This is a genomic window from Methylobacterium tardum, assembly GCF_023546765.1.
Taxonomy (GTDB): Bacteria; Pseudomonadota; Alphaproteobacteria; order Rhizobiales; family Beijerinckiaceae; genus Methylobacterium; species Methylobacterium tardum.
Window position 1 is genome coordinate 5,784,557 of the sequence record NZ_CP097484.1, and the last position, 22,068, is coordinate 5,806,624.

The 22,068-nt window shown below is 67.8% G+C and carries 21 protein-coding genes; 10 read left to right on the plus strand and 11 right to left on the minus strand.

The features are described from left to right. Positions 1–142 precede the first annotated feature (142 nt). The 3 genes from M6G65_RS27630 (at position 143) to M6G65_RS27640 (ending at position 2,105) form a co-directional block, all read left to right on the plus strand. Positions 143–733 carry a hemerythrin domain-containing protein gene (locus tag M6G65_RS27630; protein WP_238199520.1) on the plus strand — a complete coding sequence of 197 codons (591 nt, stop codon included), beginning with the start codon at positions 143–145 and terminating at the stop codon, positions 731–733. Positions 734–1,029: 296 nt separating this feature from the next. Then, positions 1,030–1,476: a hypothetical protein gene (locus M6G65_RS27635; protein ID WP_238199521.1), complete on the plus strand. Its 447-nt coding sequence runs from the start codon at positions 1,030–1,032 to the stop codon at positions 1,474–1,476. A 110-nt stretch (positions 1,477–1,586) separates the two neighbouring features. Beyond that, positions 1,587–2,105 (plus strand): enoyl-CoA hydratase-related protein, encoded by a 519-nt coding sequence (locus M6G65_RS27640; protein ID WP_238199522.1) that lies wholly within the window; start codon positions 1,587–1,589, stop codon positions 2,103–2,105. Between the two features lie 410 nt (positions 2,106–2,515). Here M6G65_RS27640 and M6G65_RS27645 read toward each other — a convergent pair whose 3' ends face one another. The 7 genes from M6G65_RS27645 to M6G65_RS27675 form a co-directional block, all read right to left on the minus strand. Next, positions 2,516–3,685 (minus strand): cystathionine beta-lyase, encoded by a 1,170-nt coding sequence (locus M6G65_RS27645; protein ID WP_238199523.1) that lies wholly within the window; start codon positions 3,683–3,685, stop codon positions 2,516–2,518. Positions 3,686–4,247: 562 nt separating this feature from the next. Further along, entirely contained in the window at positions 4,248–5,609 is a 1,362-nt protein-coding gene (locus M6G65_RS27650; RefSeq protein WP_238199524.1) for a TAXI family TRAP transporter solute-binding subunit, read from the minus strand. Between the two features lie 783 nt (positions 5,610–6,392). Next, positions 6,393–6,812 (minus strand): phospholipase A2 family protein, encoded by a 420-nt coding sequence (locus M6G65_RS27655; protein ID WP_238199525.1) that lies wholly within the window; start codon positions 6,810–6,812, stop codon positions 6,393–6,395. A 91-nt stretch (positions 6,813–6,903) separates the two neighbouring features. Continuing rightward, a complete protein-coding gene (locus tag M6G65_RS27660; protein WP_238199534.1) occupies positions 6,904–7,341 on the minus strand; it encodes a hypothetical protein in 438 nt (145 codons plus the stop codon). Between the two features lie 714 nt (positions 7,342–8,055). Further along, positions 8,056–8,367 carry a hypothetical protein gene (locus tag M6G65_RS27665; RefSeq protein ID WP_238199526.1) on the minus strand — a complete coding sequence of 104 codons (312 nt, stop codon included), beginning with the start codon at positions 8,365–8,367 and terminating at the stop codon, positions 8,056–8,058. Between the two features lie 76 nt (positions 8,368–8,443). Further along, positions 8,444–9,613: an AraC family transcriptional regulator gene (locus tag M6G65_RS27670; RefSeq protein ID WP_250104298.1), complete on the minus strand. Its 1,170-nt coding sequence runs from the start codon at positions 9,611–9,613 to the stop codon at positions 8,444–8,446. 313 nt (positions 9,614–9,926) lie between these two features. After that, entirely contained in the window at positions 9,927–11,162 is a 1,236-nt protein-coding gene (locus M6G65_RS27675; protein ID WP_238199537.1) for an MFS transporter, read from the minus strand. A 260-nt stretch (positions 11,163–11,422) separates the two neighbouring features. On the opposite strand from M6G65_RS27675, the gene M6G65_RS27680 reads away from it, so the two are divergent. Continuing rightward, positions 11,423–11,677, plus strand: coding sequence for a hypothetical protein (locus tag M6G65_RS27680; RefSeq protein ID WP_238199527.1), 255 nt, complete (start codon positions 11,423–11,425; stop codon positions 11,675–11,677). Positions 11,678–11,963: 286 nt separating this feature from the next. Continuing rightward, a complete protein-coding gene (locus M6G65_RS27685; protein WP_192706026.1) occupies positions 11,964–12,188 on the plus strand; it encodes a hypothetical protein in 225 nt (74 codons plus the stop codon). Positions 12,189–12,327: 139 nt separating this feature from the next. Here M6G65_RS27685 and M6G65_RS27690 read toward each other — a convergent pair whose 3' ends face one another. Then, positions 12,328–13,002: a sigma-70 family RNA polymerase sigma factor gene (locus M6G65_RS27690; RefSeq protein ID WP_238199538.1), complete on the minus strand. Its 675-nt coding sequence runs from the start codon at positions 13,000–13,002 to the stop codon at positions 12,328–12,330. 383 nt (positions 13,003–13,385) lie between these two features. Here M6G65_RS27690 and M6G65_RS27695 point away from each other — a divergent pair, with 383 nt between their 5' ends. After that, complete coding sequence (locus tag M6G65_RS27695; RefSeq protein ID WP_250103133.1) at positions 13,386–13,688, plus strand: hypothetical protein; 303 nt, start codon at positions 13,386–13,388, stop codon at positions 13,686–13,688. Positions 13,689–13,754: 66 nt separating this feature from the next. Here the strand turns inward: M6G65_RS27695 and M6G65_RS27700 are convergent, their stop codons facing one another. Beyond that, a complete protein-coding gene (locus M6G65_RS27700; RefSeq protein ID WP_192706028.1) occupies positions 13,755–14,081 on the minus strand; it encodes a helix-turn-helix domain-containing protein in 327 nt (108 codons plus the stop codon). Positions 14,082–14,445: 364 nt separating this feature from the next. Here M6G65_RS27700 and M6G65_RS27705 point away from each other — a divergent pair, with 364 nt between their 5' ends. The 4 genes from M6G65_RS27705 to M6G65_RS27720 all read left to right on the plus strand — a co-directional run bounded on the left by M6G65_RS27705 (position 14,446) and on the right by M6G65_RS27720 (position 20,904). After that, on the plus strand, positions 14,446–16,215 hold the full coding sequence (locus tag M6G65_RS27705) for a type I secretion system permease/ATPase (protein ID WP_250103134.1): 1,770 nt from the start codon (positions 14,446–14,448) through the stop codon (positions 16,213–16,215). Beyond that, on the plus strand, positions 16,212–17,573 hold the full coding sequence (locus M6G65_RS27710) for an HlyD family type I secretion periplasmic adaptor subunit (RefSeq protein WP_238199530.1): 1,362 nt from the start codon (positions 16,212–16,214) through the stop codon (positions 17,571–17,573). The genes M6G65_RS27705 and M6G65_RS27710 overlap by 4 nt, the downstream gene beginning before the upstream one ends. Before the next feature lie 38 nt (positions 17,574–17,611). Next, entirely contained in the window at positions 17,612–18,778 is a 1,167-nt protein-coding gene (locus M6G65_RS27715; protein ID WP_250103135.1) for a hypothetical protein, read from the plus strand. Positions 18,779–18,864: 86 nt separating this feature from the next. Next, positions 18,865–20,904: a hypothetical protein gene (locus M6G65_RS27720; protein ID WP_250103136.1), complete on the plus strand. Its 2,040-nt coding sequence runs from the start codon at positions 18,865–18,867 to the stop codon at positions 20,902–20,904. Positions 20,905–20,961: 57 nt separating this feature from the next. Here the strand turns inward: M6G65_RS27720 and M6G65_RS27725 are convergent, their stop codons facing one another. Together M6G65_RS27725 and M6G65_RS27730 are read right to left on the minus strand one after the other, a co-directional pair. After that, complete coding sequence (locus tag M6G65_RS27725; protein ID WP_238194506.1) at positions 20,962–21,423, minus strand: sigma-70 family RNA polymerase sigma factor; 462 nt, start codon at positions 21,421–21,423, stop codon at positions 20,962–20,964. A 328-nt stretch (positions 21,424–21,751) separates the two neighbouring features. Next, positions 21,752–21,952, minus strand: a complete 201-nt coding sequence (locus M6G65_RS27730) for a hypothetical protein (RefSeq protein ID WP_238194507.1) — start codon at positions 21,950–21,952, stop codon at positions 21,752–21,754. Positions 21,953–22,068: the final 116 nt, after the last annotated feature.

Below are 22,068 nucleotides of genomic sequence, written 5' to 3' on the forward strand. Positions count from 1 at the left end.
GCCGCACGCGCCGTCAACATCCTCGCATAGTCAGGCCGCAGACCTCGATGGGTACTACGACGCCAGATCAACCGATCGCCCGTGGGAAACGAGCCGACCTCCTCCGGGTTGGCCAAGGCCACCCGCAGAGACGATCCGGCGCATGAACGTCTGGCAGCTCATCGCCCACGATCACGCCTACCTCGCGCACCTGATCGCAGAGAGTCGGTACACTTTCGGTGGGCCGGCGATCCACGACCGTGAGGAGGTGCTGGGCGGCTTAATCGATGAGCTTGCCGCTCATGCCGAGGCGTTGGAGGCCAGTCTCTATGCGCCGCTGCGCCACCTGGATCGGACACGCCAGCTCGCCGAGGACCTGCACCATGAGCATGCGCAGTTCCTCGGGCAACTTGATGCTATCGCGAGATCGCGGCGGGGCGGCTTTTCCTCTAAGACGGGTATGATCCTCGACGTCGCTCTGATTGGTCAGCACCTCCGCCGTTACACTCAGGAGCTGATACCGGCGGCTCAGGAGCTTCTCTCTCCGGCGCAAGTCGATGCCGCCGCACACGCCTTCGTTCGTGCGAAGATGCAAACTTTGAAGGCACGGCATGGTCGCAGATCCGATAAACTGACGTTGGCCAGAATTGCACGGGCCTGCGCCGTCTGCGCTGCTGCGGCCGGTATCGGCTACCTTGCTGGGCGTTCGGCCTCGGCCAAAGGGCAGAAGCTTCTCGCCACATCCACGCGTTGAGATCGCGCCGCAGCATAACCGCTAAGTCTATCCGGCGCAGACACGCGGAGCAGAGAGGGCGAACGGCTGAATCGATGCTGCGAGTTCGATGAGTGCGGCTTGAGGCGCAGCGGTGCGACTGACCAGGCGCAAATCGGCGGCGTGCCGACTTCTGCAACTCGCGATACATCCTCAAATCGCCCGATGATGTGTGCCGTAATCAGGCATTAACTTTGCGCGGGCATCGTTCTGGGCCTGATCGATGAGCCGTTCGGATCAACGGGATCCGCCAACTCGAGACGGGAGACAGCCGGTCCATGCCTCGCCTGCTCGAACTGTTGCGCTGGAAACTTCAGGTGCTTTTTGCATGGAAGCCAACACGTGCTCAGTTGCTGCCCCTGATCCTGGGGGTTTACACCCTAGCGGGTTGGGGCGCCTATGCGAATAAAGCTTCAGCCAACCGCGATCTCACCACTCAGGTCAGCCTCCTTCAGACGGAGCGAGACGGGTTAGTGAGCCGCCAGAAAGAGTTGGAGCAGGCGAACATCGACCTCGTTCGTGAGTGGCAGGGCAAACTCGCCTCTGCCCGCGCGGAACTCGGCCAAGCTGTTGCGGCTCGTGACGCAGCGAAGGGGCAGCTAGCCGGTTCACAGCGCGAGCTTATCGCTTCGAAGAAGCGCTTCGATCAAGCTCGTGATCGCGTATCCGAGACGGGAAGCATCAAACCGGCCGAGCCGTCAAAGAAGGCCGTGAGTAAGCCATAGACCCGCTAGGTCGGCCTTTGGCGTGATGAACTCGGAATCACGCTGTTTCCTTTGGGGACTAAGCTTCAGGAAGTCTGGTTGGGTGGCCGTGCCGAGGCCGCGGCTACCGTGTGTACGAAGAGCAGGCTGCCGGGCTCGCCCGCATCGAGGCCGACCTGGCGATCCGCGTCGCTGTCCTGTGCGGGGCTGGTGGTAAGGCCTTCGTTGCCGGTACCGATATCGAGCAGTTCGTGGGCTTCTCCGGGGATGACGGAGTGGCCTACGAGGCGCAGATCGATACCTATGTCGCCGCGCTGAAACGCGTGCGTGTTCCGATGATCGCTGTCGTCGAGGGGCTGGCGGTCGGGGGCGGTCTCGCGATCGCCAATGCCTGCAATTTGCGCATCGCCGCGGCCGGAGCGCGGTTTGGCGTTCCGATCGCCCGGACCCTCGGCAACTGCCTGTCGTCCGCGAACTTGCGTCGTCTCACGGCGACGTTGGGCCTGAGCAGCGTCAAACGCATGCTCCTCCTAGCCGACATGCCGACGGCCGAGAGCCGCTCGGCTACCGCGCCGCGATCGCCAGCCCCGAGACGCTGGATGCCACGGTGGCGCAGATCTGCCAGCGCCTGCTCGGCCATGCGCCAGTGACCATGCGCGTCACCCGGGAGATGCCGGCCGCGCTCGCCGTCGACCCCAATACCGACGGGGGCGACGGCATCCGCACTTGCTACGGCAGCCGAGACTTCGCCGAAGGTGTTCGGGCCTTTCTCGACAGGCGACCTGCGGCTAGGTCGGGAGCCTGATTGGACGATCCGCATAGAACGAGAGATACAGACCTCTCCTCTAAGGGAAACACCGCCGAGGAGAGGAGGCATTCACCGTCTGCTGTGGCCAGCAACGCACCCAAAAGCTGCCGTGCCGCTATCGGCCAGATCCGGATGCCGCCGATGATCCTCCGAGCGTCTGGGATGGGTGGAATTGCAGTGGTCCGCTTCCGAGAGGCAAACGCACCAGAGCGGACGTGGACATTCCGCTCCTTCTCGGCACCTAGCAAACCGTCAGGAGACCAGTGACAGGGAGTGACGCAGATCGGCTATGAGGTCGGCAGGCTCCTCTAGCCCAACGTTGAGCCGCACGACACGACCTTCGTAGCCCCGCTGCATGCGCGGCAATGGCGGGTAGGCCATGACAAGGCTGTGCGTGCCACCCCAACTGAACCCTAGCCGGAACAGCCGTAGTCCCTCCACGAAGCGCGTGATCCGCTCGGCATCCCACTCGGGCCGGAACACCACTGAGAACACGCTCGCCGAACCTGTGAAGTCGCGCCGCCAGACATCGTGGCCGGGACAGTCTGGCAGCGCTGGGTGAAGCACTAACTCGACCTCTGGGCGCGTCTTTAGCCAGTGCGCCACGTTTAGCGCTGTCGCTTGCAGGCGGTCTAAGCGTACCGCCAGCGTCTCCAACCCGCGCAGCGCCAGCGCGCAATCGTCCGGCGACACCGCCAGCCCGAGAAGGCCATGCGTTGCACCCACCCGCTCGTGCGCCTCGACCGTACCCACCGATACGGTGCCGAGCAGGAGGTCGGAGTGGCCGCCCACGTACTTGGTGAGCGCCTGCATGCTCACGTCCACGCCATGGGCGAAGGCGTCGAACAGGACACCCGCCGCGTAGGTGTTGTCGAGCGCCACCGGCACGCCTCTCTCGTGCGCGGTCGCGACGATGGCGGGTACGTCCTGCACCTCCATCGTGATTGTACCGGGGCTCTCACACCAGATCAGGCGTGTGTTCGGGCGGATCAGTGTCGTAATCTCAGCGCCGAGCAGCGGGTCGTAGGCTTGCACCTCGATACCGAGCCCGGCGAGCAGCTTGTCGGCCAGTTCGCGGTTGGGGCGGTAGGCGCTCTCTGGCACAAGGGCGTGGTCGCCCGCGCGACAATGGGCAAGGTAGACGAGGGCGATGGCAGCCTGCCCACCCGGCACGACGAAGCTGGCTTTCGCGCCCTCCAGATCGGCGACGCGCAGAGCGAGTTCGCGCGTGGTAGGCGTGCCGTAGAGGCCGTAGGTGTAGCCGTCGCCACGCCAGTCATCGCGAGCATCGGCTACACGATCGAACAGCACCGTGGAGCCGCGGTGGACCGCGGGAACGAGCGCCCGGAAGTCCTGAGGGGCCGTCACCCCGGGATGCACCAGCTTCGTGCGCCAGTGTGGAGCAGGGTGCTCGTCAGTCATCGTGCCTCGGTCGATGTCGTCTGGTGCGATGTAGGGCAGCAACGAGGGACGGCACTAGAACCGACTGGTACTCACCCTGCGCTGACCGGGAATGGCGGCCGACCTACAGCTGCTTTCGGAAGGTCCTGCCGACCGTTGGCACGCCTGATATGGGTCAGAAGGAGATCGTCAGCTTTTCCGGCGGGTCCCCTCTCCGCCACGTAACTTTGAGTGGCAGCGCTTGTTCGGCTGACGCGGGGCTCGCCCCACCTTTTGTCCCACCAGCAAGCTGGAGTTCTGGACGGAAGCCGCATGGTTGATGCCCTGCGTATTGCAGGCTCGTTCGACCCGACCACCGTGCCTTTTCCATCGCGGGGGATCGAGGATTTTTACCCTGTCGCTGCCGCCGGGCGATCATGTTCACCGACACGATCGGCAGAGATCAGGCGGTTCTTGCCGATTGCGCTCTCTCGCTTTCGCCGCAGCGTTCGAGGACCAGCACCCGCATCGTGCGGATGGCCTGGGCGATAGGCCTCATCGCCCGTGGATCACCGACGCGTGGACAGCTTCTGTCGAACTTCCATCAGCAGGCTGGTTGATCGGGGCGCGTCGCGGCGCGACGGACCGTCGAGCGCGCGGCCTCAATCGCCACCGTGGCGGCGCCGAGCAGCCGCGGCTCCGTCGGTCTGTTCAGGGCGTGACGGGCGATGCTCGCCGCGAGGTCGTCGACCTCAGCCGCGATGGCGTCCAGACGGTCCCGGTCGGTCTCCCGCCGGGCGGTCGAGCGGAGGGCGAGCAGGCGTGTCGTCGCGACCTCGATCCGCTGCCGACGGATGCGCCCGAGGCGCTGCCGCAGCCAAGCGATGGTCGAGCAGACGCCGCCGCCCAAGATGGCCACGAGATAGATCCAGCTCTCGTAGCGCTCGATGAAGGTCTCCTGCTCACGCTCGTAATAGTCGATGGCGCCCGGGTGAATGGGCAGGCGGGCGGTGGTGGCATCCGCCGTGTCCTCATAGGCCGGATAGGTGAGCGCCTCGGCGGCCGGGACGGTCTCGGCCAGCGCCGCGCGCATCTCGAACAGATGCTGCGTGACCTCGGCGGCGACGCTGCGCGACAGGCTGGCGCGCGCCATCAACCGGTAGGACGAGCCGACGGTCGCGACATCCTCGGCCGGCAGGCGTGGGTTGCCGCTGAACAGGCCGGCCGGCACCGTGACCGACTGGAGGCGCGGCCAGCGCGCCAGCACCGCGGCGGTGTCCGGCACGCCGACCAGCGCGACCGTGCCGTCCTCGCTCGCCGCGCGGACGAAGCCGACCAAGCGCCGCGCCGCCGGAAGCGTGGGCGTCGTCACAAGCGCCATCGCGTCGATGCGCCCGTCGCCGAATGCGGCCGTCACGTCGGCTTCCTCGAGCGGCACGAGGAGAACGGCCTGCGGCGGAACGGTGCCGTTCGGGGCCTCGGTGAGCGGTTCCAGCCCGTCGCGGGTCAGCAGGTCGCGCAGAAGCGTCCTGTCCGCGTCCCGGCTCGCCAGCATGCCCAGCCGCTTGCCCGCCAGATCCGGGATGCTCCCGATGCCGGATCCAGCCGGCGCCGCCGCGAAGGCCGCGAGCTCGCGCAGGATCGCCAGGGTCAAGCCGTTCCCGGGCATGGCGACGTCCGGTCGGACCACCGCCAGATCCGCCTTGCCGGTCCTGAGCGCCTCCGCGCTCTCGCGGACCCCCGGGAAGTCCACGATCCTGAGCTGGACACCGGTTTTCCTGCGAGCGAGTTCGCCCGCGTAGGCCCGGAGCAAGTCCGGCTCGGTTCCGCCATTCGGGGCGACTGCAAGGGTCAGGGTCGTGGCGCGGGTAAAATAGAATCCCGCCACCGCGGTGGCGACGAGCACGAGCACCAATCCGAGGGTGAGCCATGCCTCACGACCGACTGGAAATGCCGATTTGCGCATGCCTACTCCCGGCCCTCAAACGCTCGACGTGTCCGTTGCGCTCTGCCGGGCGAGCGGCCCCGGACCGCGATGGCATGCCATCATGATCGACTGTTGTCCTGGCGCGTGCTCAAGGCTGATGGATTACGGGGGACTGACTAGCCGGCGCAACTCACGCTCGGGGCGACCGGTGGCGTTTGCAGCATCACGATCCGCGCGTTCATCGATCCTCATGCGCAAGGCGGTTCGTGCGCGTGGCGGCATACGCGGTTCAGAGTAGCCTTGCGCCGTGGCGCATCATGTCGTCGGCGGCGCACAGGGTTGGGCTCTCCGCCGGGGTGCGATCGACGGGGCGGTGCGCATGGCACCTGCGGGATCCGATCTGCTAGACTTTGCGTGCGCACGAAAACTGGGCTCGATATGCCGGGAACGAGCCCTTCGACCAGCCTCTGATCCTCCGTCCGGACGGCCGCCTGTCCTTCGAAAATGCCCGGAACGTTGGGGACCGGATCTGAGCGCTGCCGGCTGAGCATAGGCCGGGTGTCGTCGCCCGCAGCCTCAGCCGCGCTGCAGATGATGCAGCGGGGCGTACGGCGCAGTGCCGTGACCGTCTGGTTCGTGGGGTGCAACCCGGATGGTGCGGCGCGTGGGCCTGGACCGGGAACTCGGCCCGGATCACCTCCTGATCAACGCGCGTCTGCCATCGGGCGCCCTGGAGCACTCCGGATAGCCACGGCACCGACGAAACCCTGACTGCAACGCGGACGGCGCCCGCCAACCGCGCCTAGCTGACGCCTCCGGTGCCTAGTAGTCGTACCCGACGTGCGCACGTTGACGGACGTAAGGGCCGGCGGCACCGGGCGCCACGACCATCACGGCCCGCGGCGCCGGGTCGAACGGCATCGTCGCGGCGCTGAAGGCGATGAACCCGGCCGCCGCCCGAACGTCGTCGGGCCGACGGGGATCCCGAGCGATCAGGTCTGCCTCCCGCGACAAGCGGAGATTGCAGAGCCGAGACGGCAGGCCGCCCGCGGGCGTACACGCATCATGGCGCGCGCAGGCGCGATCCAGCGCGTCGACGGGGGGAAGCGGCGCGCGGTTGCCAAGGCCGCAGTAATTGCCGTGCACGAGGAGCGGCGGCGTGCTCGAGAGTTCCTGCGCCTGCGCCTGTGGGGACGACAATCCGGCCGCGGCGAGACAGAAGGCAGCAATTCTGGTTCGCATGACGGACGCCTCATCGGATCAGGTGATGGAGTGATGCGGAACGCCGGAGGTCGGCGTTCCCGGCGCGGTAATGCCGTCCCTGTGGCTGACCTCAGTTCGGGCGGCAGACGCCGGCATAGGCGTCCCAATATTGGTACGGACCGCATCCGCCGGACGTCGCTCCGTAGTAGCCCGCCGCCGCGGCGGCACTGACGCCGGCGGCGGCCAGCCCATAGCCATACGGCCGATAGCGATAGCCGTAGGCTCCGTATCCGGGGCGAACGTAACGGCCATAGCCGCTGCGATAGGCATAGGCACGGCCGTAACGGCCGACGCCGCCGCGGTAGGCATACGCACTGCGGTATCCGCCGCGATAGCCTCCTATCGCTCCGCCATGAAAACCGCCGGCTCGGAAGCCGCCCGCGTGAAAGCCGCCGCCCCGGAAGCCGCCACCCCGGAAGCCGCCAGCCCCAAAGCCGCGTGCCTCCGCAGCAGCGCTGGTGAGGATCAGGGCGGTGACGGCGGAAACAGCAATGATGAAGCACTTCATGAGATCGGCCCCTCCTTGTTGATGGAACGGCAGGCACAGCCAGGCCGCATGCCAAAGTGGAGATTTGAACATTCCACCATTCGAGCAGATCGGCGCGAACTCTATTCTGAGCCGGCTCGATCCGCTTGATCGAAAGGGACAGCCGAGATGGTTCCAGGCCCGGGCCGCCCCGTCGGTCGGAGGCAGGACTGAATGACGCCTCATGCCGGATATGACGGCCGGTTCATTCAATGCGGACCGGATTGCTTCGGATTGATTTTTATAGGTGAAGCAGAAACGCATTCTTGGACTGAGAGTTTTGGAATATAGTTGGAGATCCCGTCGCATACGGTCGCTCGGCAGGGCCGAGCTGCTACCCTGCTACGCGTGCGTACGGGACAGGCGGCTGTCGATGATCATGCGTCATCGCTCACGGCGTTCGCGATCTGACGACCCATCACGGTCGGGCGGGAGGGGAGCGGATGAGCACGGGATCGAGCCTCACGGACGTGCCGGCGATCCAGGCTTCGCGGCGCCCGAACGCGGCGACTTCCGGCTCATCCCGGGCGCGCTGGCGGCAAATTCGGGGCGCGCGGTGACGGAGGATTCCGAGCAGGATCTCGTCTGCGCGGAAACAACCGGGAGTCAGGCCTTCGCCGGTGCGGTCGGTCCTGACAGTCAGCTCTACGCGGGACCCGCCTCCGCGCGATTTCGACCTCCGGAGTAGAAGTCGCATTATTTCAGGTTGGCTTTGCCGTTCTTCCTGTACTCGCACGCCGCCATGGTGTCGAACAGCACAAATTCTGGGCCTTTCGCGCTCAGGCAGCTCTTCCCGAAACTACGAGACGAATCCGGCTTGCTGCACGTGTAATGAGTCGACAGTCGAGACGCCAGCAAGGCGCTCACCCGCTCGCATCGTTTCTGACGGTATCCGGAATCGGGCTGATAGTAGAACTTGCCCAGCGCCTCGATGTGGCCCGGGGCCGACGTCGCTGACGAGCATGCCGGCAGAGCAACAATCAGGGACAACAGGAGCTTGGGATTCATAACGGCACGTCTTCGTTCTTGGCCGCCGCACCGTGTTTCGGGGCCGAACAGCCGCCGCTGCGCCTGATGCGCGCGCTCATGCAGGGTCGATCGAAGCGGGCAGATGACAGAAGAAGATCGGACCTCTGAGATAGCGGGCTCGGAATGAGGGGTTGGGCCTTTCGGTCGCGTTCCGAGCGTTCATGGGCTGAACGGTGTCCGCCGGCTTGTTCTCGCGCCGCCACCCGCTCGGCGTCGTGCCCGACCAGCGCCGGAACGCATGTGTGAAGGCGGCGAGTTCGGAAAACCCCAGGACCTCCGAGATCTGCGTCACGCTCATAGTGGTGTCGGCGAGGAGTTGCTTGGCGACCCGGAACTTCGCCTCGTTGGCGAGCTGCCGGAAGGTCGTTCCCTCAGCCCGCAGGCGACGGCTCAAGGTGCGGCGGTCCACGAGCCGCAAGCGCGCCACGCGCTCCGCCTTGCAGCGCTGCCGGGTCACCTGGATCCGGAGATATTGACGAAGCTCATCCGTCAAGTTCGACGCTTGTTCGGCCTCGAGCCGGCGGATACGGCCCTCTGCCATGCGGCAGACAACCGGTTTTGCCCCGGCGACACGCTGTTCCATAAGCTTGGCCGAGAAGACCAGGGCGGCCACTTCCTGATCGAACCGGACGGGCGCTTGGAAGAAGCGGTCATAGGGACTGGCGTCGCGCGGCTTTGAGCGCGGCAGCAGGACCTCCTGCAGAGCCCAATCAGCCCTGCACAGCGCCCGGAGGACGTTGGCCATCGTGGCGAGCGCCCGCTCCGAATGGATCGCCGCCCAATCGGCTTCCGGACCATACGGAGCGTAGCTGAGGACGGCGATGTCGCAATCGATGCCAAGCCCGACCACCGCCCCCCAGTTCTGAACGCCGACGTGCAAGACGAGCGCACGCAGGGCGTCGCCCACGGTCTCCGAGTGCCGCATCAGCACGCCGAGCTGTCGCAGCGACCCCAGGGACGCGCGCTGGCCGATGAGCAGCCCGAGATGCGGACAATTCGTCCGGTCGGCCCCGAGCGTGATGAGCCGGTTGAGGTCTGCATAGGGGACGCGCGTGCCGCCGTCGAAGAGACCGGGGTCAAGCTTCAACTCGGCAAGGAGGTCGCCCGGATCGGCTCCGAGTTCGACAAGGGCGGCGTAGATCGCCTGTTTGACCCCCGGACGGCTCAACGCGACAGGGAGCAGCTGCCCGTTCGCACCGGCGCTGCCGGGTCTCATGGGCCGCATCGCGGGTCCCGGCGCTCCTGCTGTGACAGAAGAGGACATGGCCACCCCTGTTTCAACCCTGAGTCGGTCCAAGCAGTGCAGTTGACATAAGATAAGGCCGGACGTCTTGATCGAATGGGACATTGCCCCGGGGCGGCTGGGCGCGAAGGCCCCAAATCGTTCGATCGGCCTGGATCCGCGGCCGCCCGAGAGTCAGCTGGTTGCCGCCTGTTCGGTGAGCGCCAGCTTCTCTAGGCAATCCTGCTCGCCACGCGCCGAAGGTGCCCGCGCAGGCAGCCCCGCAACCGAGGATGCGGGCCGGTGGCGCCCCCGGTCAGGCAGGCTGCATGCTGGCGGCCAGACGCTCGCGCCGACGTGTCCGGCGTCCCGGCTCGGAGGTCGCGTCGAGCCAGATGACCAAGGCGAGGGCGATCAGCGCGGGCGCGCCGAGCGCCAGGAACGAGCCGGTCCAGCCGAGCACGGACTGCGCCAGGCCGCCGTACCAGGCCGAGAGCGCGCCGCCGATGCCCTGCACGGCGTTGACGGTGCCGAGCGCCGTCTGGGTGCGGCCCGAGCCCCAGGTGAGATCCGCCACCACCACGGGCACGGCCACGCCGACAATGCCTGAGGCCACGCCGTCGAAGATCTCGGCCGAGATGAGCCAGACCGGGTCGTCGATGAAGGCGGACAGGGCTGCGCGCACCGGCAGCACGGCGAGGGCGACCAGCAGGAGCTTGCGGCGCCCGCGCTTGTCGGCGAGGGAGCCGGCGAAGAGGGCCACCGGGATCATGACCAGCTGCGCGACCATGACGTACCGGGCCGTCCAGGCCGTGGCGTCCGTGCCGGCCGCCACGAGCTTCTGCCCGAGCAGGCTCAGCATGCCGCCGTTGCCGAGGTTGAACAGCGCGAGCGCCACCGCCAGCACCATCAGCTTGCGGTTCGAAAGCACGCTGCGGGTGGTCGCCCGTTCCGGCTTGTCGTCCGGATCGTCCTCCTTCCAGCCGACCGCGCGGCGTCCGTTGTAGCAGTGACCGGGCGTCGTCACGCTGGCCGCGATGGCCAGCACGGCCATGGCCCCGAGCACCCAGAAGGCCACGGCGGGTCCGAACTGGACGGTGCCGAAGCTGATGAGGCCCGCCGCGATGAGGATGCCGAGGTGGTTGTAGGCCTGATTGCGGCCCTGCTGCTTCGGGAAGCGGTCCTTGCCGACAATGCCGAGCGTCAACTCGGTGACGGCGGGCAGAAGCAGCACGCCGCCGGCGGCCGCCAGCATCTGGGCGGCGAACACGGCCGGGAAGGACTTGGCCGGCATGATCAGCAGCGTGCCGGCCAGGATGGCGGCGCAGGCGGCGGCGATGAGGAGACGGGGTCGCCCGATCCGGTCGACAAGGGCGCCGGCCGGCCCGCTCAGGCACAGCGCGCCGACGCCCACGAGCGTCGTCACGAACCCGACCCGCGCCGGGGACCATCCTCCCGTCTCGGCGAGCCACGTTCCCAGGAAGGGACCGAGGCCGCCCTGGATGTCGCCGGTGAAGACGTTGATGAGCGCAAGGTGCGTGGTGGCGAGCATGGTCTCAGGCCGGTGTGCCACGACCTCCCGGAAGAAGGGCGTCGCAGCCCGCGCTTGGTGCGCGAAGACAGGTCACCAGAGACGTTCGAACAACCTAAACCGTTCCGCCTCGGGCGCGTTGCGCGTGATCGCAGGTAGACGGCCGGAGACGCTGGGCCGGATCAAGGTTAGCGGCTGCCACAAACCAGATGTCGTACTTTGTGGGAACGGTTTTCGAGGCGACGACGTTCTTGGAGCCATCATCGAAACGGAGACACAGCTTGAAGACAATCGCTTTGACCCTCGCCGCCGGTGCCGCTCTCGTGGGCGCCGCCTCGACTGCCCAGGCGCATGAGTGGGGTGGCGGCTACGGATATGGTCCTGGTTACGGTCACTCCCGCGTCATCGTGCGGGAGGGCTATCGCGACGGCTACCGTGGCGTCGGCTCCCGGTATCGCGACTGGGATCGCCCGGGCGTGCGCGTGATCGAGCGTCGTGACGGCGGCTTCCACCGCCATCACGACTGGGACGACTGAGCGGCCGCCCCGTTCGGAGCCTCTCGGGGGCGCCCTGCCGGGCGCCCCATCTGCGTTCTTGCCAGCCCGATGCTGGCCGCTTCGCGGCTCTCGCCGGCCGCAACTCGCCCGCCGCGCGGCGCCAAGGTGCTGCTGAAGCCATGTCCGGTCTCGGCCCGGCACCTCCCGCCCGATTGAGTAGCAGTTTTGCTGTACGGCGCTGGATCGGTTTGGCCGCTAGGGACGTTAGAGGGCCCATGCACCGGTCCGATGGGGCTGCCTGCTTTGGCTGGGGGAGCGCCCTGAGATGCCTCACAACCAGTTCCGGGTGACGCTGGAAACCCGCGACGGCCGACGCGTCCTCACCGCGGCCGCGGAGCGCGAGGCCGCATTGATGGCCGAATCTGTCCTGCGCCGCTACGCGGGCGAGCCTCTCACGGTCGGCTTCAGCGTCGAGTGCGCGGATCGCGAGGCGAGCCGCCGCATCGCCTTCTACCTGACGGATCTGGTCCTCGAACTCGATCTCGCCTGAGACCGGGCCCGAGCTTCCGGGCGCGGATCGCCCTCGCTTCTCGGCTGCCACCGCGGCCGTTCAACCATCCCCACTCGCGGCCGTCATCCTGGTCGCGAGCGCGTCGATGTCGGGGTCTCCGACGAGGGCGTTGCAAGCCCTACGCGAGCTCGGCGACGAGCAGGGCTCGGGCGCGGCTCACCCGGCTCTTCACAGTGCCCGTCTGACATCCCATCACCTCGGCGGCCGCCTCATACGTGAGGCCTTGTGCACCCACGAGCAACAAGGCCTCGCGCTGAAGCTCAGGCAGCTTGCCGATATGGGACCAGACGGTCTGCAGGTCGGAACCGTGCTCCTGGGCCGCCGGAGCCGTGAGTTGCGCCGCAGCAGCGCCATCCACATCCTCGACCTCGCGCTTCCGCTTGCGGCACTCGGTGTAGAACTGGTTGCGTAGGATGGTGCAGAGCCACGCCTTCAGGTTCGAGCCTGTTGCGAACAGGTTCTGGTGAGCCCAGGCCCGCAGGACGGTCTCCTGCACCAGGTCGTCGGCGCGCGAGGCGTCGGCGATGAGCGACAAGGCGAACGCGCGCAGCCCAGGAAGCGCTTTGGTCAGCTCCGCGCGAAAGAACAAAGCCCTCTCGCGGCTCTGCCCCTCCAGGGTGGCATCGAGCTGCGCCACGAGATCAAGCAGACGCTGCGGTGTCTGCGCCCGCGTCAGCGCTTCGTAGGCGCCGCGCAGATGGGCGCCGAGATGATCCCGCACACCGGGAGGGAGTGAGGCCGTATCCGGGCGGTCGGGTGGTTTCGGCCGGCCAGATGTCGGCCCTTCGCTCATCAACCTGTCTGTCAAGACATGTCCTCTCAAGACATCCGCCGTACTGCCGAGCTCCGGTCCATCGTGCACGTCGTCCGACGTGACGGCGCGGAACGATGGGCCATCCAGCGATGGCGTCCCGGAAATGCGCGTCTTCAAGCGTCCACCCTCTGCCATAGGCCCCGCCACCTGACTGTACAGTGAACATCTAACCCTGCAAGCCGAGGATCGTTCTGTGAGGCTTGTGCGTTTGTGGTGGCTCCGTTCGGTCCGCAGCGGAGGTTGGTGAGACGAGCAGGAGCTGCGAGGATCGTCGCGTTCAGCGATGCCCGGACCTCGGGCCGTGCCAAACGAGGGGGCTGGTCGGGAACGGCGCTCGATCGGGGCGCTGCCGGGGACCGGGTTTGGATCGCTCCCGTTGTCGTTCGAAAAGGAACCGCTGGGCAGCGACGATGCCACAAAGTGTAGTCTATCGAATCGAAGACAGGTCGGACGGCCGTTTCGATGTTGTCGTGACGCTCGCATCCGGCAAGGTCTTCAAGCGTTCTGGATGCGTCACGCGGGCCGAGGTCGATGCTTGGATCGACGGATTACGGGTCCTGATGGCGGCGGTCGGTGCGCCCGTATCGTCGGCCGACGACGCGTCGCAGGAGGCGTCGCGCCTCGGATCGCAGACGGCGCACGATGCCGATCAAACCACGTCTTGAGCGTAGGACCTGCCTCCGTCCGCCTTCGGAGCCTGCTCTTCCACGCGCCCAAAGGCGATTAACGGCCTAGGCTTCGTCGTCCTCGGCCCGGGCGGTGAGATCGCCGAACAGGATCTCGTACGTCATCGGATCGTAGAAGCGCATCACGTTCCGGACGAACTCCCGAGGCTCGATTTTCAGCGCCTCCGCCCAGGCCCGGTAGCGATCCGGAGGGATGCGGCCGCGCCCCGTCTCGAGTTGCGAGATGAACGTATAGTATTCCGCACCCACGAGAGCGGCGAGCTGCCGTTGCGACAGGCCCTGCGCCTCCCGCAATTCCTTCAGATACCGCCCACCTTCGCGACGCAGCTCCAGCACCTCCTCCGAGTCCAGGCGTTGGTAATGCGCATACACGAGGGTTTGCCTTCCTGCGTGCGATCGCGTCTGCACGCGGTGCTTATACAGTAAAAGCCATATAGCTGCGACGGCCATGCCCTGTCCAGACACGGGCCGATGAACGTCGTCGCTCCCGCGACGAGATGCTTGGCATGCCTCCGAATGGCCCTATCATGTCGATTACGGGGACCAACATGGAAGAGGGTGCCGATGGCCAGCCTGCCATATGGTGTTCCCGATCGGCCGCTCGGGCATGGCGACGATCGGACCCTTGGCTCAAGGGTGCGGAGGTCGGCGTCCGGTGGTCGTCGGCGCGATGACTTCGCGACGTGGGGTTTTGAAGGCCGCTGATTGCGCCGGTCGATTGCAGGACGAAAGCGGTATGGGCGATCACTCACTGCCGTCGACCTTGACCACCGGCCTGCGCGCGCTTCGACCGGTTCTGGCGACGGCTGTGATCTTCGGATTGTTCATCAATCTGCTGCTCTTCGTCAGCCCGCTGTATATGCTTCAGATCTACGATCGCGTCATCCCGAGCCGCAGTGAAACGACGCTCATTGGGATCACGCTGATCGCCGCGTTCGGCCTTGCCGTTTACGCGACCTTGGACATGCTGCGCTCGCGCCTTCTGGTGCGTGGCGGCGTGATCTTCGACCGGGAGATCGCCGATCCGATCTTCGATGCCGCCCACCGCGGCATGCTGATCCGGCCCGGCGCGCGCCACGACACGGCGCTGCGCGACGTGGATGTCCTGCGCGAGTTCCTGACCGGCAGCGGGATGCTGGCGTTCTGCGACCTGCCCTGGATCCCGATCTTTCTGCTCGCCTGTTTCGTGCTGCATCCTTGGTTCGGCTGGATGGCGCTCGTGGGCGGCGGCACGATCCTCGGGCTGACGTTGCTCACCGAGATCGCGACGCGCTGGACGCTCGACGCCGCCAGTCAGGCCTCGCGCGAGGCGGGGCAGCAGGCCGCCACCGTCTTCCGGAACGGGGAAGTGCTGCAGGCCATGGGCATGCTGGCGTCCCTGCGCGGTCTCTGGCGTCGGCGCCACGACGACGTCCTGGTCCTTCAGGCCCGTGCGAGCGATCGCGCCGGCCTGATCGTCGCCGGGACGAAGTTCGTCCGCATGCTCCTGCAGACCCTGGTTCTGGGGGCGGGCGCGTATCTCGCCATCCGCCGCGAGATCTCCGCCGGGTCGATGATCGCCGCGTCGATCATCATCGGCCGCACGCTCGCGCCGATCGAGGCCGTCGTGGGCAACTGGAAGGGCTTCACGGCCGCCCGCGCCAGCTACCGGCGGCTGACGGATCTCATCGACGTCGCCGGGCCGGAGACCCGCCGCCTGATGCTGCCGCGCCCGCAGGGCTCGATCCAGGTCGAGAACATCTCCGTGGCGGCACCCGGCTCGACGCGGCCGATCCTCAGCGCGGTGAGCTTCCGGCTCGAGCCCGGCAGCCTCGTGGGCATCATCGGCCCGAGCGCGGCCGGCAAGTCGACCCTCGTGCGCGCCCTGACCGGAGTCTGGCCCCTGCTCGACGGCACCGTGCGCATCGACGGCTCCGACCTGCGTCACTGGGACAAGCAGGCGCTCGGCCAGCACGTCGGCTACCTACCCCAGGACGTGGAGCTGTTCGACGGCACGGTGGCGCAGAACATCGCGCGGTTCGCCGCCGAGGACGACGCGCGCGTGATCGCGGTGGCCCGGAGGGCGGGTTGTCACGAGCTGATCCAGTCTCTTCCGGACGGGTATAATACGGTGATCGGGGGGGACGGGCACGGATTGTCCGGCGGTCAGCGTCAGCGCATCGCGCTGGCCCGCGCCCTCTACGGCGAGCCGAGCTTGGTGGTCCTGGACGAGCCGAATGCGAGTCTCGACCAGGTCGGCGAGGCCGCGCTGATGCGGGCCGTGGCGGAGCTGAGGCAGTCGGGCACGACGGTGGTGATCGTGACCCACAAGGTGAGCCTGCTGGCCGAGGCCGACCGCGTCCTGCTCATGAGCGGGGGCACCTTGCAGAGCGACGGCACCGCGGAGCAGGTTCTGTCACAGATCACCGGCCCGCGCCCGGTCCCGACCCTGGTGCCGCCCGCCGCTCCCCGGCGTCCCAGGGCCACCGGGATTCCGAGGCGCAGCGGAGCGCGGGATAGGCGATGACCCTCTCGCGAGCCGCGATGCCGAGCCTGTCGCCCCCGCAGCGCACGCCTGACGTGGAACGGGCGGGCGGCGGTCCGACCAACTGGCGCGTGTACGCCGTCGCCGGCTACGCCGTCATCGTCGCGACGTTCGGCGTCGTCGGGAGCTGGGCCGCCACTGCGCGCCTCGACCGGGCGGTCATCAGTCCCGGCATCATCGTCGCGGAAGGCAGCCGCAAGGTGGTGCAGCATCTCGAAGGCGGCATCGTGCAGGAGGTGCTGGTGCGGGACGGGCAGACCGTCCATGCGGGCGACGTCCTGCTCCGCATCGATCCCGTGCAATCGCGCGCCAGCAACGATTTGCTCCGCGGTCAGCTCGACGCGGCCCTGATCCTCGAGGCGCGGCTGCGCGCCGAGCAGGAGCAGGCGGCGGATCTGGTCCTGCCGCCGGAGATCGCAGCGCGACGGGATGACCGGGCCGTGGCCCGCATGATCGACGACCAGGCCAGTCAGCTGTCGGAGCGGCGCGCGTCGTTTCAGGCACAGCTTGGGCTCATTCAGGCGCGCGTCACGCAGCTGAAGACCGAGATCGCCGGACTCGCGGTCGAGAAGGCCTCGGTCGAGCAACAGGTCGCCCTGATCCAGCAGGAGCTGGAAGGCCTGCGCGGCCTGCGCGAGAAGAACCTCATCCCGCTCTCCCGCGTCCTGATGATGGAGCGGGAGCACGCACGCCTCGCGGGTGTGATCGGGCGGTCCGTGGCCGAGACCGCCAAGGCGCAGAACGGCATCAACGAGGCGGGGATGCAGGCGGCGCAACTCAAGCAGAAGCTCCAAGAGACACTGACGGCACAGCTTCTGGACGTCCGTCAGAAGAGTTCCGAACTGCGCGAGAAGCTCATCGTTGCCCAGGATGTTCTCCGGCGGCACGAGGTCCGGGCCTCGCATCAGGGCGTCATCCAGGGATTGAAGGTCTACACGATCGGGCAGGTGATCCGCTCCGGCGAGCCGCTGATGGAGATCGTCCCGACCAACGATCGGCTCGTGATCAGCGTCCAGTTCGCGCCGAACGATCTGGAGGCCGTCCATGCCGGCATGCGCGCCGAGGTCAAGTTCCCGGCCTTCCAGACGCGCCGCACGCCCGCCATCTTCGGAACGCTGACCCTGGTCTCGCGTGATCGCCTGCTCGATGAGGGGACGAAACAGCCTTATTTCGCCGGCACGGTCGAGATCGACGATCACCAATTGCCGGACGACGTACGGCCCCGTCTCCTGGCGGGCCTGCCGGCCGAAATCGTCGTGTCGGCCGGCGAGCGCACGGCGCTCGACTATCTGGTTGCGCCGTTCTTCGAAGCCCTCGGACACGGTTTCCATGAACGATAAAGCCTGTTCGTCAGTCCATTTGCGGAAGTGAGGTCCCGATGGGTGCGGTCATCTCCTTCTTCCGGCCCGCATCGACCAGCCAGGGCGGCTGGTCGCAGCAGGAGCTCGCGGAGTTCTACCGCGTCGAGGCCGCGCTGATCCGGGCCGGCCTGCAGATCGGCAGCGAGCAGGGGCTGAGCGACGAGGCGGAGCCCTGGTTCGTCTTCTGCCGGCCCGACGGCGACGCGATCATGCATTTCGCCCGGATCGACGGCAGCTACGTCATTGCCTCGGAAGTCCTGGACAGCCCGATGCGGGGCAGCGACTTCCGTGCCCTGATCAACCAGCTCGCCCAGCGCTACCCGGAACTCCTTCCGATCCCGCAAGGCGCCGACGGAACGAAGCTCTCGGTCCATCCGGCCGCCCTGCTCGCCGCTCTCGTCGCGGCTGCGGCTTTGAGCCTGTCACCCCAAGACGCGCTCGCGGCTGACCAAGAGCACGCGGGCGACGGCCCGGTTCCGGCCGGTCCATCGGGCCAGACGCTCCAGCACCGGGCGGCGGGCAGCGGAGACTCCGGCGATGCCGATGAGCGCGACAGCCATCGCAAGCAGTTCGGCGTCATCGTGTTCTCCGCGATGGTCTTCGCGGCCGATGCCTTCGCGGCCGACCATGGCGAGCCGGCGACGGAGCCGGGCCTGTCCTTCGGCTCAGCGGGCGGCAACGCTGCCGCCATGTGGGAGCAGGGCAGCGTCCCGGTGCCCGCAGGCGAGGCGATCCGCACCGCGAGCGCGGGGGTGCCGCTCACGTCCGGCGCGAGCGGCCGGCTGCGAACGGGACTGCCGGTTCCACGACGGCCGAGCCGATTTCGGCCGCGTCCTCCCAACCGGGCAGCACCGATGTCAGAGCCATCGGTCCCGGACATCCGACGCTCGTGCACGCTCCTGCCTGGGCAGGCCTGGAGCCCGCATATCAGGCTTCGGCCCAAGCGGCAGAGGCGGGCACACCCCGAACCGCAGGGTCGTCGACGACGCCGGAGGCCCGGTCGGACGCCGGTGCGGCCGCATCGGGCAGCGCCGACGGTGCGGGGCAGGCGGGCCCGTCGCCCGCCACAAATGGCGAGACCGTGTCCCAGCATCAGAGCGCAACGCAGACAATCGGGCATTCAGCGCCCGAGACGCCGTCATCGCCGATCGACGGGGTCACTGCGACGACGCAGGCCGACCTGACTCGTTTGGCGCCTGCGCGGAGGGAGGAGGGGACCGGGGGACAGGAGCACGCCGCGCGGGGCGGCCCCGTTCCAGAGGGAGAGGCCTTGCGTGCCCCGAACGCGGTTGGTGATCCGGCTCATTCCGGCAGAAGCGAGCTGGATCAAAACCGGCCCGGCGCCGAGGGTCACGGTGCGGCCAACGGCACGAATGCGGGCCATCAGTCCGGCGCATCGCAGGCCGAGGCGAGCGGCGCGGATCCAGGCCCTGCTCAGGCGGGCGAGGCATCCGGCAGGAGCGGCGAGGCACCGGGTCAGCTCAAGGGAGCCGGATCAGCCACCCACGGTGCCGAGGGTCACGGCGCCGCCACCAGCACGAACGTGGGCCACCAGTCCGGCGCGTCGCAGGCTGAGGCGAGCGGCGCGGATCCAGGCCCTGCTCAGGCCAGCGAGGCATCCGGCAAGAGCGGCGAGGCGCCGGGTCAGCTCAAGGAAGCCGGATCGGCTACGCACGGCGCCGAGGGTCAAGGCGCCGCCACCAGCACGAACGTGGGCCACCAGTCCGGCGCGTCGCAGGCTGAGGCGACCGGCATGGATCCAGGCCCCGCTCAGGCCAGCGAGGCATCCGGCAAGAGCGGCGAGGCGCCGGGTCAGCTCAAGGAAGCCGGATCGGCTACGCACGGCGCCGAGGGTCAAGGCGCCGCCACCAGCACGAACGTGGGCCACCAGTCCGGCGCGTCGCAGGCTGAGGCGACCGGCACGGATCCAGGCCCTGCTCAGGCCAGCGAGGCACCCGGCAAGAGCGGCGAGGCGCCGGGTCAGCTCAAGGAAGCCGGATCGGCTACGCACGGCGCCGAGGGTCAAGGCGCCGCCACCAGCACGAACGCGGGCCACCAGTCCGGCGCATCGCAGGCCGAGGCGAGCGGCGCGGATCCAGGCCCTGCTCAGGCGGGCGAGGCATCCGGCAGGAGCGGCGAGGCACCGGGTCAGCTCAAGGGAGCCGGATCAGCCACCCACGGTGCCGAGGGTCACGGCGCCGCCACCAGCACGAACGTGGGCCACCAGTCCGGCGCGTCGCAGGCTGAGGCGAGCGGCGCGGATCCAGGCCCTGCTCAGGCCAGCGAGGCATCCGGCAAGAGCGGCGAGGCGCCGGGTCAGCTCAAGGAAGCCGGATCGGCTACGCACGGCGCCGAGGGTCAAGGCGCCGCCACCAGCACGAACGTGGGCCACCAGTCCGGCGCGTCGCAGGCTGAGGCGACCGGCATGGATCCAGGCCCCGCTCAGGCCAGCGAGGCATCCGGCAAGAGCGGCGAGGCGCCGGGTCAGCTCAAGGAAGCCGGATCGGCTACGCACGGCGCCGAGGGTCAAGGCGCCGCCACCAGCACGAACGTGGGCCACCAGTCCGGCGCGTCGCAGGCTGAGGCGACCGGCACGGATCCAGGCCCTGCTCAGGCCAGCGAGGCACCCGGCAAGAGCGGCGAGGCGCCGGGTCAGCTCAAGGAAGCCGGATCGGCTACGCACGGCGCCGAGGGTCAAGGCGCCGCCACCAGCACGAACGCGGGCCACCAGTCCGGCGCATCGCAGGCCGAGGCGAGCGGCGCGGAACCAGGCTCTGCTCAAGCCAGCGAGGCACCCGGCAACAGCGCCGAGGCACCGGGTCAGCTCAAGGAGGCCGGATCAGCCACGCAGGGCGCCGAGGGTCAGGGCGCCGTCAACGGCACGAATGCGGGCCATCAGTCCGGAGCATCGCAGGCTGAGGCGAACGGCGCGGATCCAGGGCACGTCCAACCCGGCACCGAGGCTCAGGGCGCGCCTCACGCCAACACTCCTGCGCCGGCAGATCCTGGGCCGCATATAAGCTCCGGGCAGCCGGTTGATCCGCCAGGCTCGGGCGCATCGCCCGCCATGAGCGGTGGTCAGCCGTCCTCCGTCAGCCAGACATCCCATGCCGGTGGGCAGAGTCAGGCGCAGCCGCCGGCAGCGCAGGTCGACCCAGCCGGAAATCTCGTGTTCTCATCCGATGGCCAGCGCGGGCATGCTGCCGCGCCGAGCCACACACCGGCCGAGGTTGGGTCGCATGGCAACGTCGAGCTGATCGGGCTTTCGGATCAGGGCACGAACGCGCACCACATCGATCTGCACCATTGATGGCGCGGTCGAACACGCGACCGCTCGGGAGCTTCAGGGCCGGCTGGATGTGGACCCTCAATCAACGGAGCCGGCCGGTCGCCCTGCAGCGGCCATGCCCAGATCGGGGAGTTCGCGGTCCGTGTCGCGCCTGTGGGACAAGATGCTGTTCCGCATCACCGCGAAGGCCCATGCCTTCAAGTCGCTGCTCGGGCGGTATTGATCCTGGCTCTGCCAAGCCCTGAGAAGCGTCTCTTGGACGAGGTCCTCCGCCTGCTCTGCCGCCTGCGTCACCGATCTCGCAAAGTGCCTCAGTTCGGGCAGCAACCGCAGAAGGTCATCGCGAAACAGGTCCGGGTCAGGCGCCTGCGACGACTCCGCATCCGCCCGATCGATCTGCCCGTGCAGGCTGTGCAGGCGAAGGTCCGCGGTGCAGGTTTGGACGCGCGGCGAGTCCGGCCGGCCTTCGACCTTCGGATGCGGCGCCGTTCCGCTTTCATCAGCGCAGGGCCGTGAACGGGTATCCGGATGGAGCGGCATGGGGTGATTGATCCTGATCTCACCATGCAAAATCGTACAGCGAGTATACGATAGAGGTTTGCTGTATGGCTAGTTGCGCATACGCGTTCGGCGTTCTGCTGCCACCCGTTGAAGGTGGTGGTGCACCTGTCGGCTTCCCGGCGCGTGCTGGATGAAGCGGACGCCGCTGTGGCGACCGTTCCCGACCATCCCCGGACGTTGAAGCATGCGTATCGACGAGGCCGAGAGGGGATGAGGGGCGAGAGGCACAGCTCATTCCACCCGCCTCTCGCACCGTGAAGCAGACCGCTGGTCAGGCCGGCGTGGATACAGAGGGCCGTGGCGTCGTTTAGATGCGCCTGCTCATGTTGCGGCCATTCATGCCCTCACAACAACAGCTGCCCTTCTTGGCCTTGGCGGTATGGCTCGTCGCCATGCTGTTCTTTCCGCACATCATCGCGCCCTTGCCTCCGCCACAGCAGCTCATGGCCAAGGCGGGGGCCGCGCTGAGCATCAGCAGGGCGGCAGTGGTCGCGAACAGGCTTTTCACAGGACGTCTCCTCTCGGCTCAGCGGTCCGAGCTGCAACGCTGCACCTTGCCATCGTGGCAAGGTCAACCCGCTTCGTAGGCGGCGCGCTCAGCGTCCAGCCACCGCATCATCTGGG

What these genes read in the sequence shown, in the direction of transcription:
- M6G65_RS27630 (WP_238199520.1), top strand. Translation starts at nt 143, where the DNA reads ATGAACGTCTGGCAGCTCATCGCCCACGATCACGCCTACCTCGCGCAC.
- M6G65_RS27635 (WP_238199521.1), top strand. Translation starts at nt 1,030, where the DNA reads ATGCCTCGCCTGCTCGAACTGTTGCGCTGGAAACTTCAGGTGCTTTTT.
- M6G65_RS27645 (WP_238199523.1), bottom strand. Translation starts at nt 3,685, where the DNA reads ATGACTGACGAGCACCCTGCTCCACACTGGCGCACGAAGCTGGTGCAT.
- M6G65_RS27650 (WP_238199524.1), bottom strand. Translation starts at nt 5,609, where the DNA reads ATGCGCAAATCGGCATTTCCAGTCGGTCGTGAGGCATGGCTCACCCTC.
- M6G65_RS27655 (WP_238199525.1), bottom strand. Translation starts at nt 6,812, where the DNA reads ATGCGAACCAGAATTGCTGCCTTCTGTCTCGCCGCGGCCGGATTGTCG.
- M6G65_RS27660 (WP_238199534.1), bottom strand. Translation starts at nt 7,341, where the DNA reads ATGAAGTGCTTCATCATTGCTGTTTCCGCCGTCACCGCCCTGATCCTC.
- M6G65_RS27665 (WP_238199526.1), bottom strand. Translation starts at nt 8,367, where the DNA reads ATGAATCCCAAGCTCCTGTTGTCCCTGATTGTTGCTCTGCCGGCATGC.
- M6G65_RS27670 (WP_250104298.1), bottom strand. Translation starts at nt 9,613, where the DNA reads ATGCGGCCCATGAGACCCGGCAGCGCCGGTGCGAACGGGCAGCTGCTC.
- M6G65_RS27675 (WP_238199537.1), bottom strand. Translation starts at nt 11,162, where the DNA reads ATGCTCGCCACCACGCACCTTGCGCTCATCAACGTCTTCACCGGCGAC.
- M6G65_RS27685 (WP_192706026.1), top strand. Translation starts at nt 11,964, where the DNA reads ATGCCTCACAACCAGTTCCGGGTGACGCTGGAAACCCGCGACGGCCGA.
- M6G65_RS27690 (WP_238199538.1), bottom strand. Translation starts at nt 13,002, where the DNA reads ATGAGCGAAGGGCCGACATCTGGCCGGCCGAAACCACCCGACCGCCCG.
- M6G65_RS27705 (WP_250103134.1), top strand. Translation starts at nt 14,446, where the DNA reads ATGGGCGATCACTCACTGCCGTCGACCTTGACCACCGGCCTGCGCGCG.
- M6G65_RS27710 (WP_238199530.1), top strand. Translation starts at nt 16,212, where the DNA reads ATGACCCTCTCGCGAGCCGCGATGCCGAGCCTGTCGCCCCCGCAGCGC.
- M6G65_RS27715 (WP_250103135.1), top strand. Translation starts at nt 17,612, where the DNA reads ATGGGTGCGGTCATCTCCTTCTTCCGGCCCGCATCGACCAGCCAGGGC.
- M6G65_RS27725 (WP_238194506.1), bottom strand. Translation starts at nt 21,423, where the DNA reads ATGCCGCTCCATCCGGATACCCGTTCACGGCCCTGCGCTGATGAAAGC.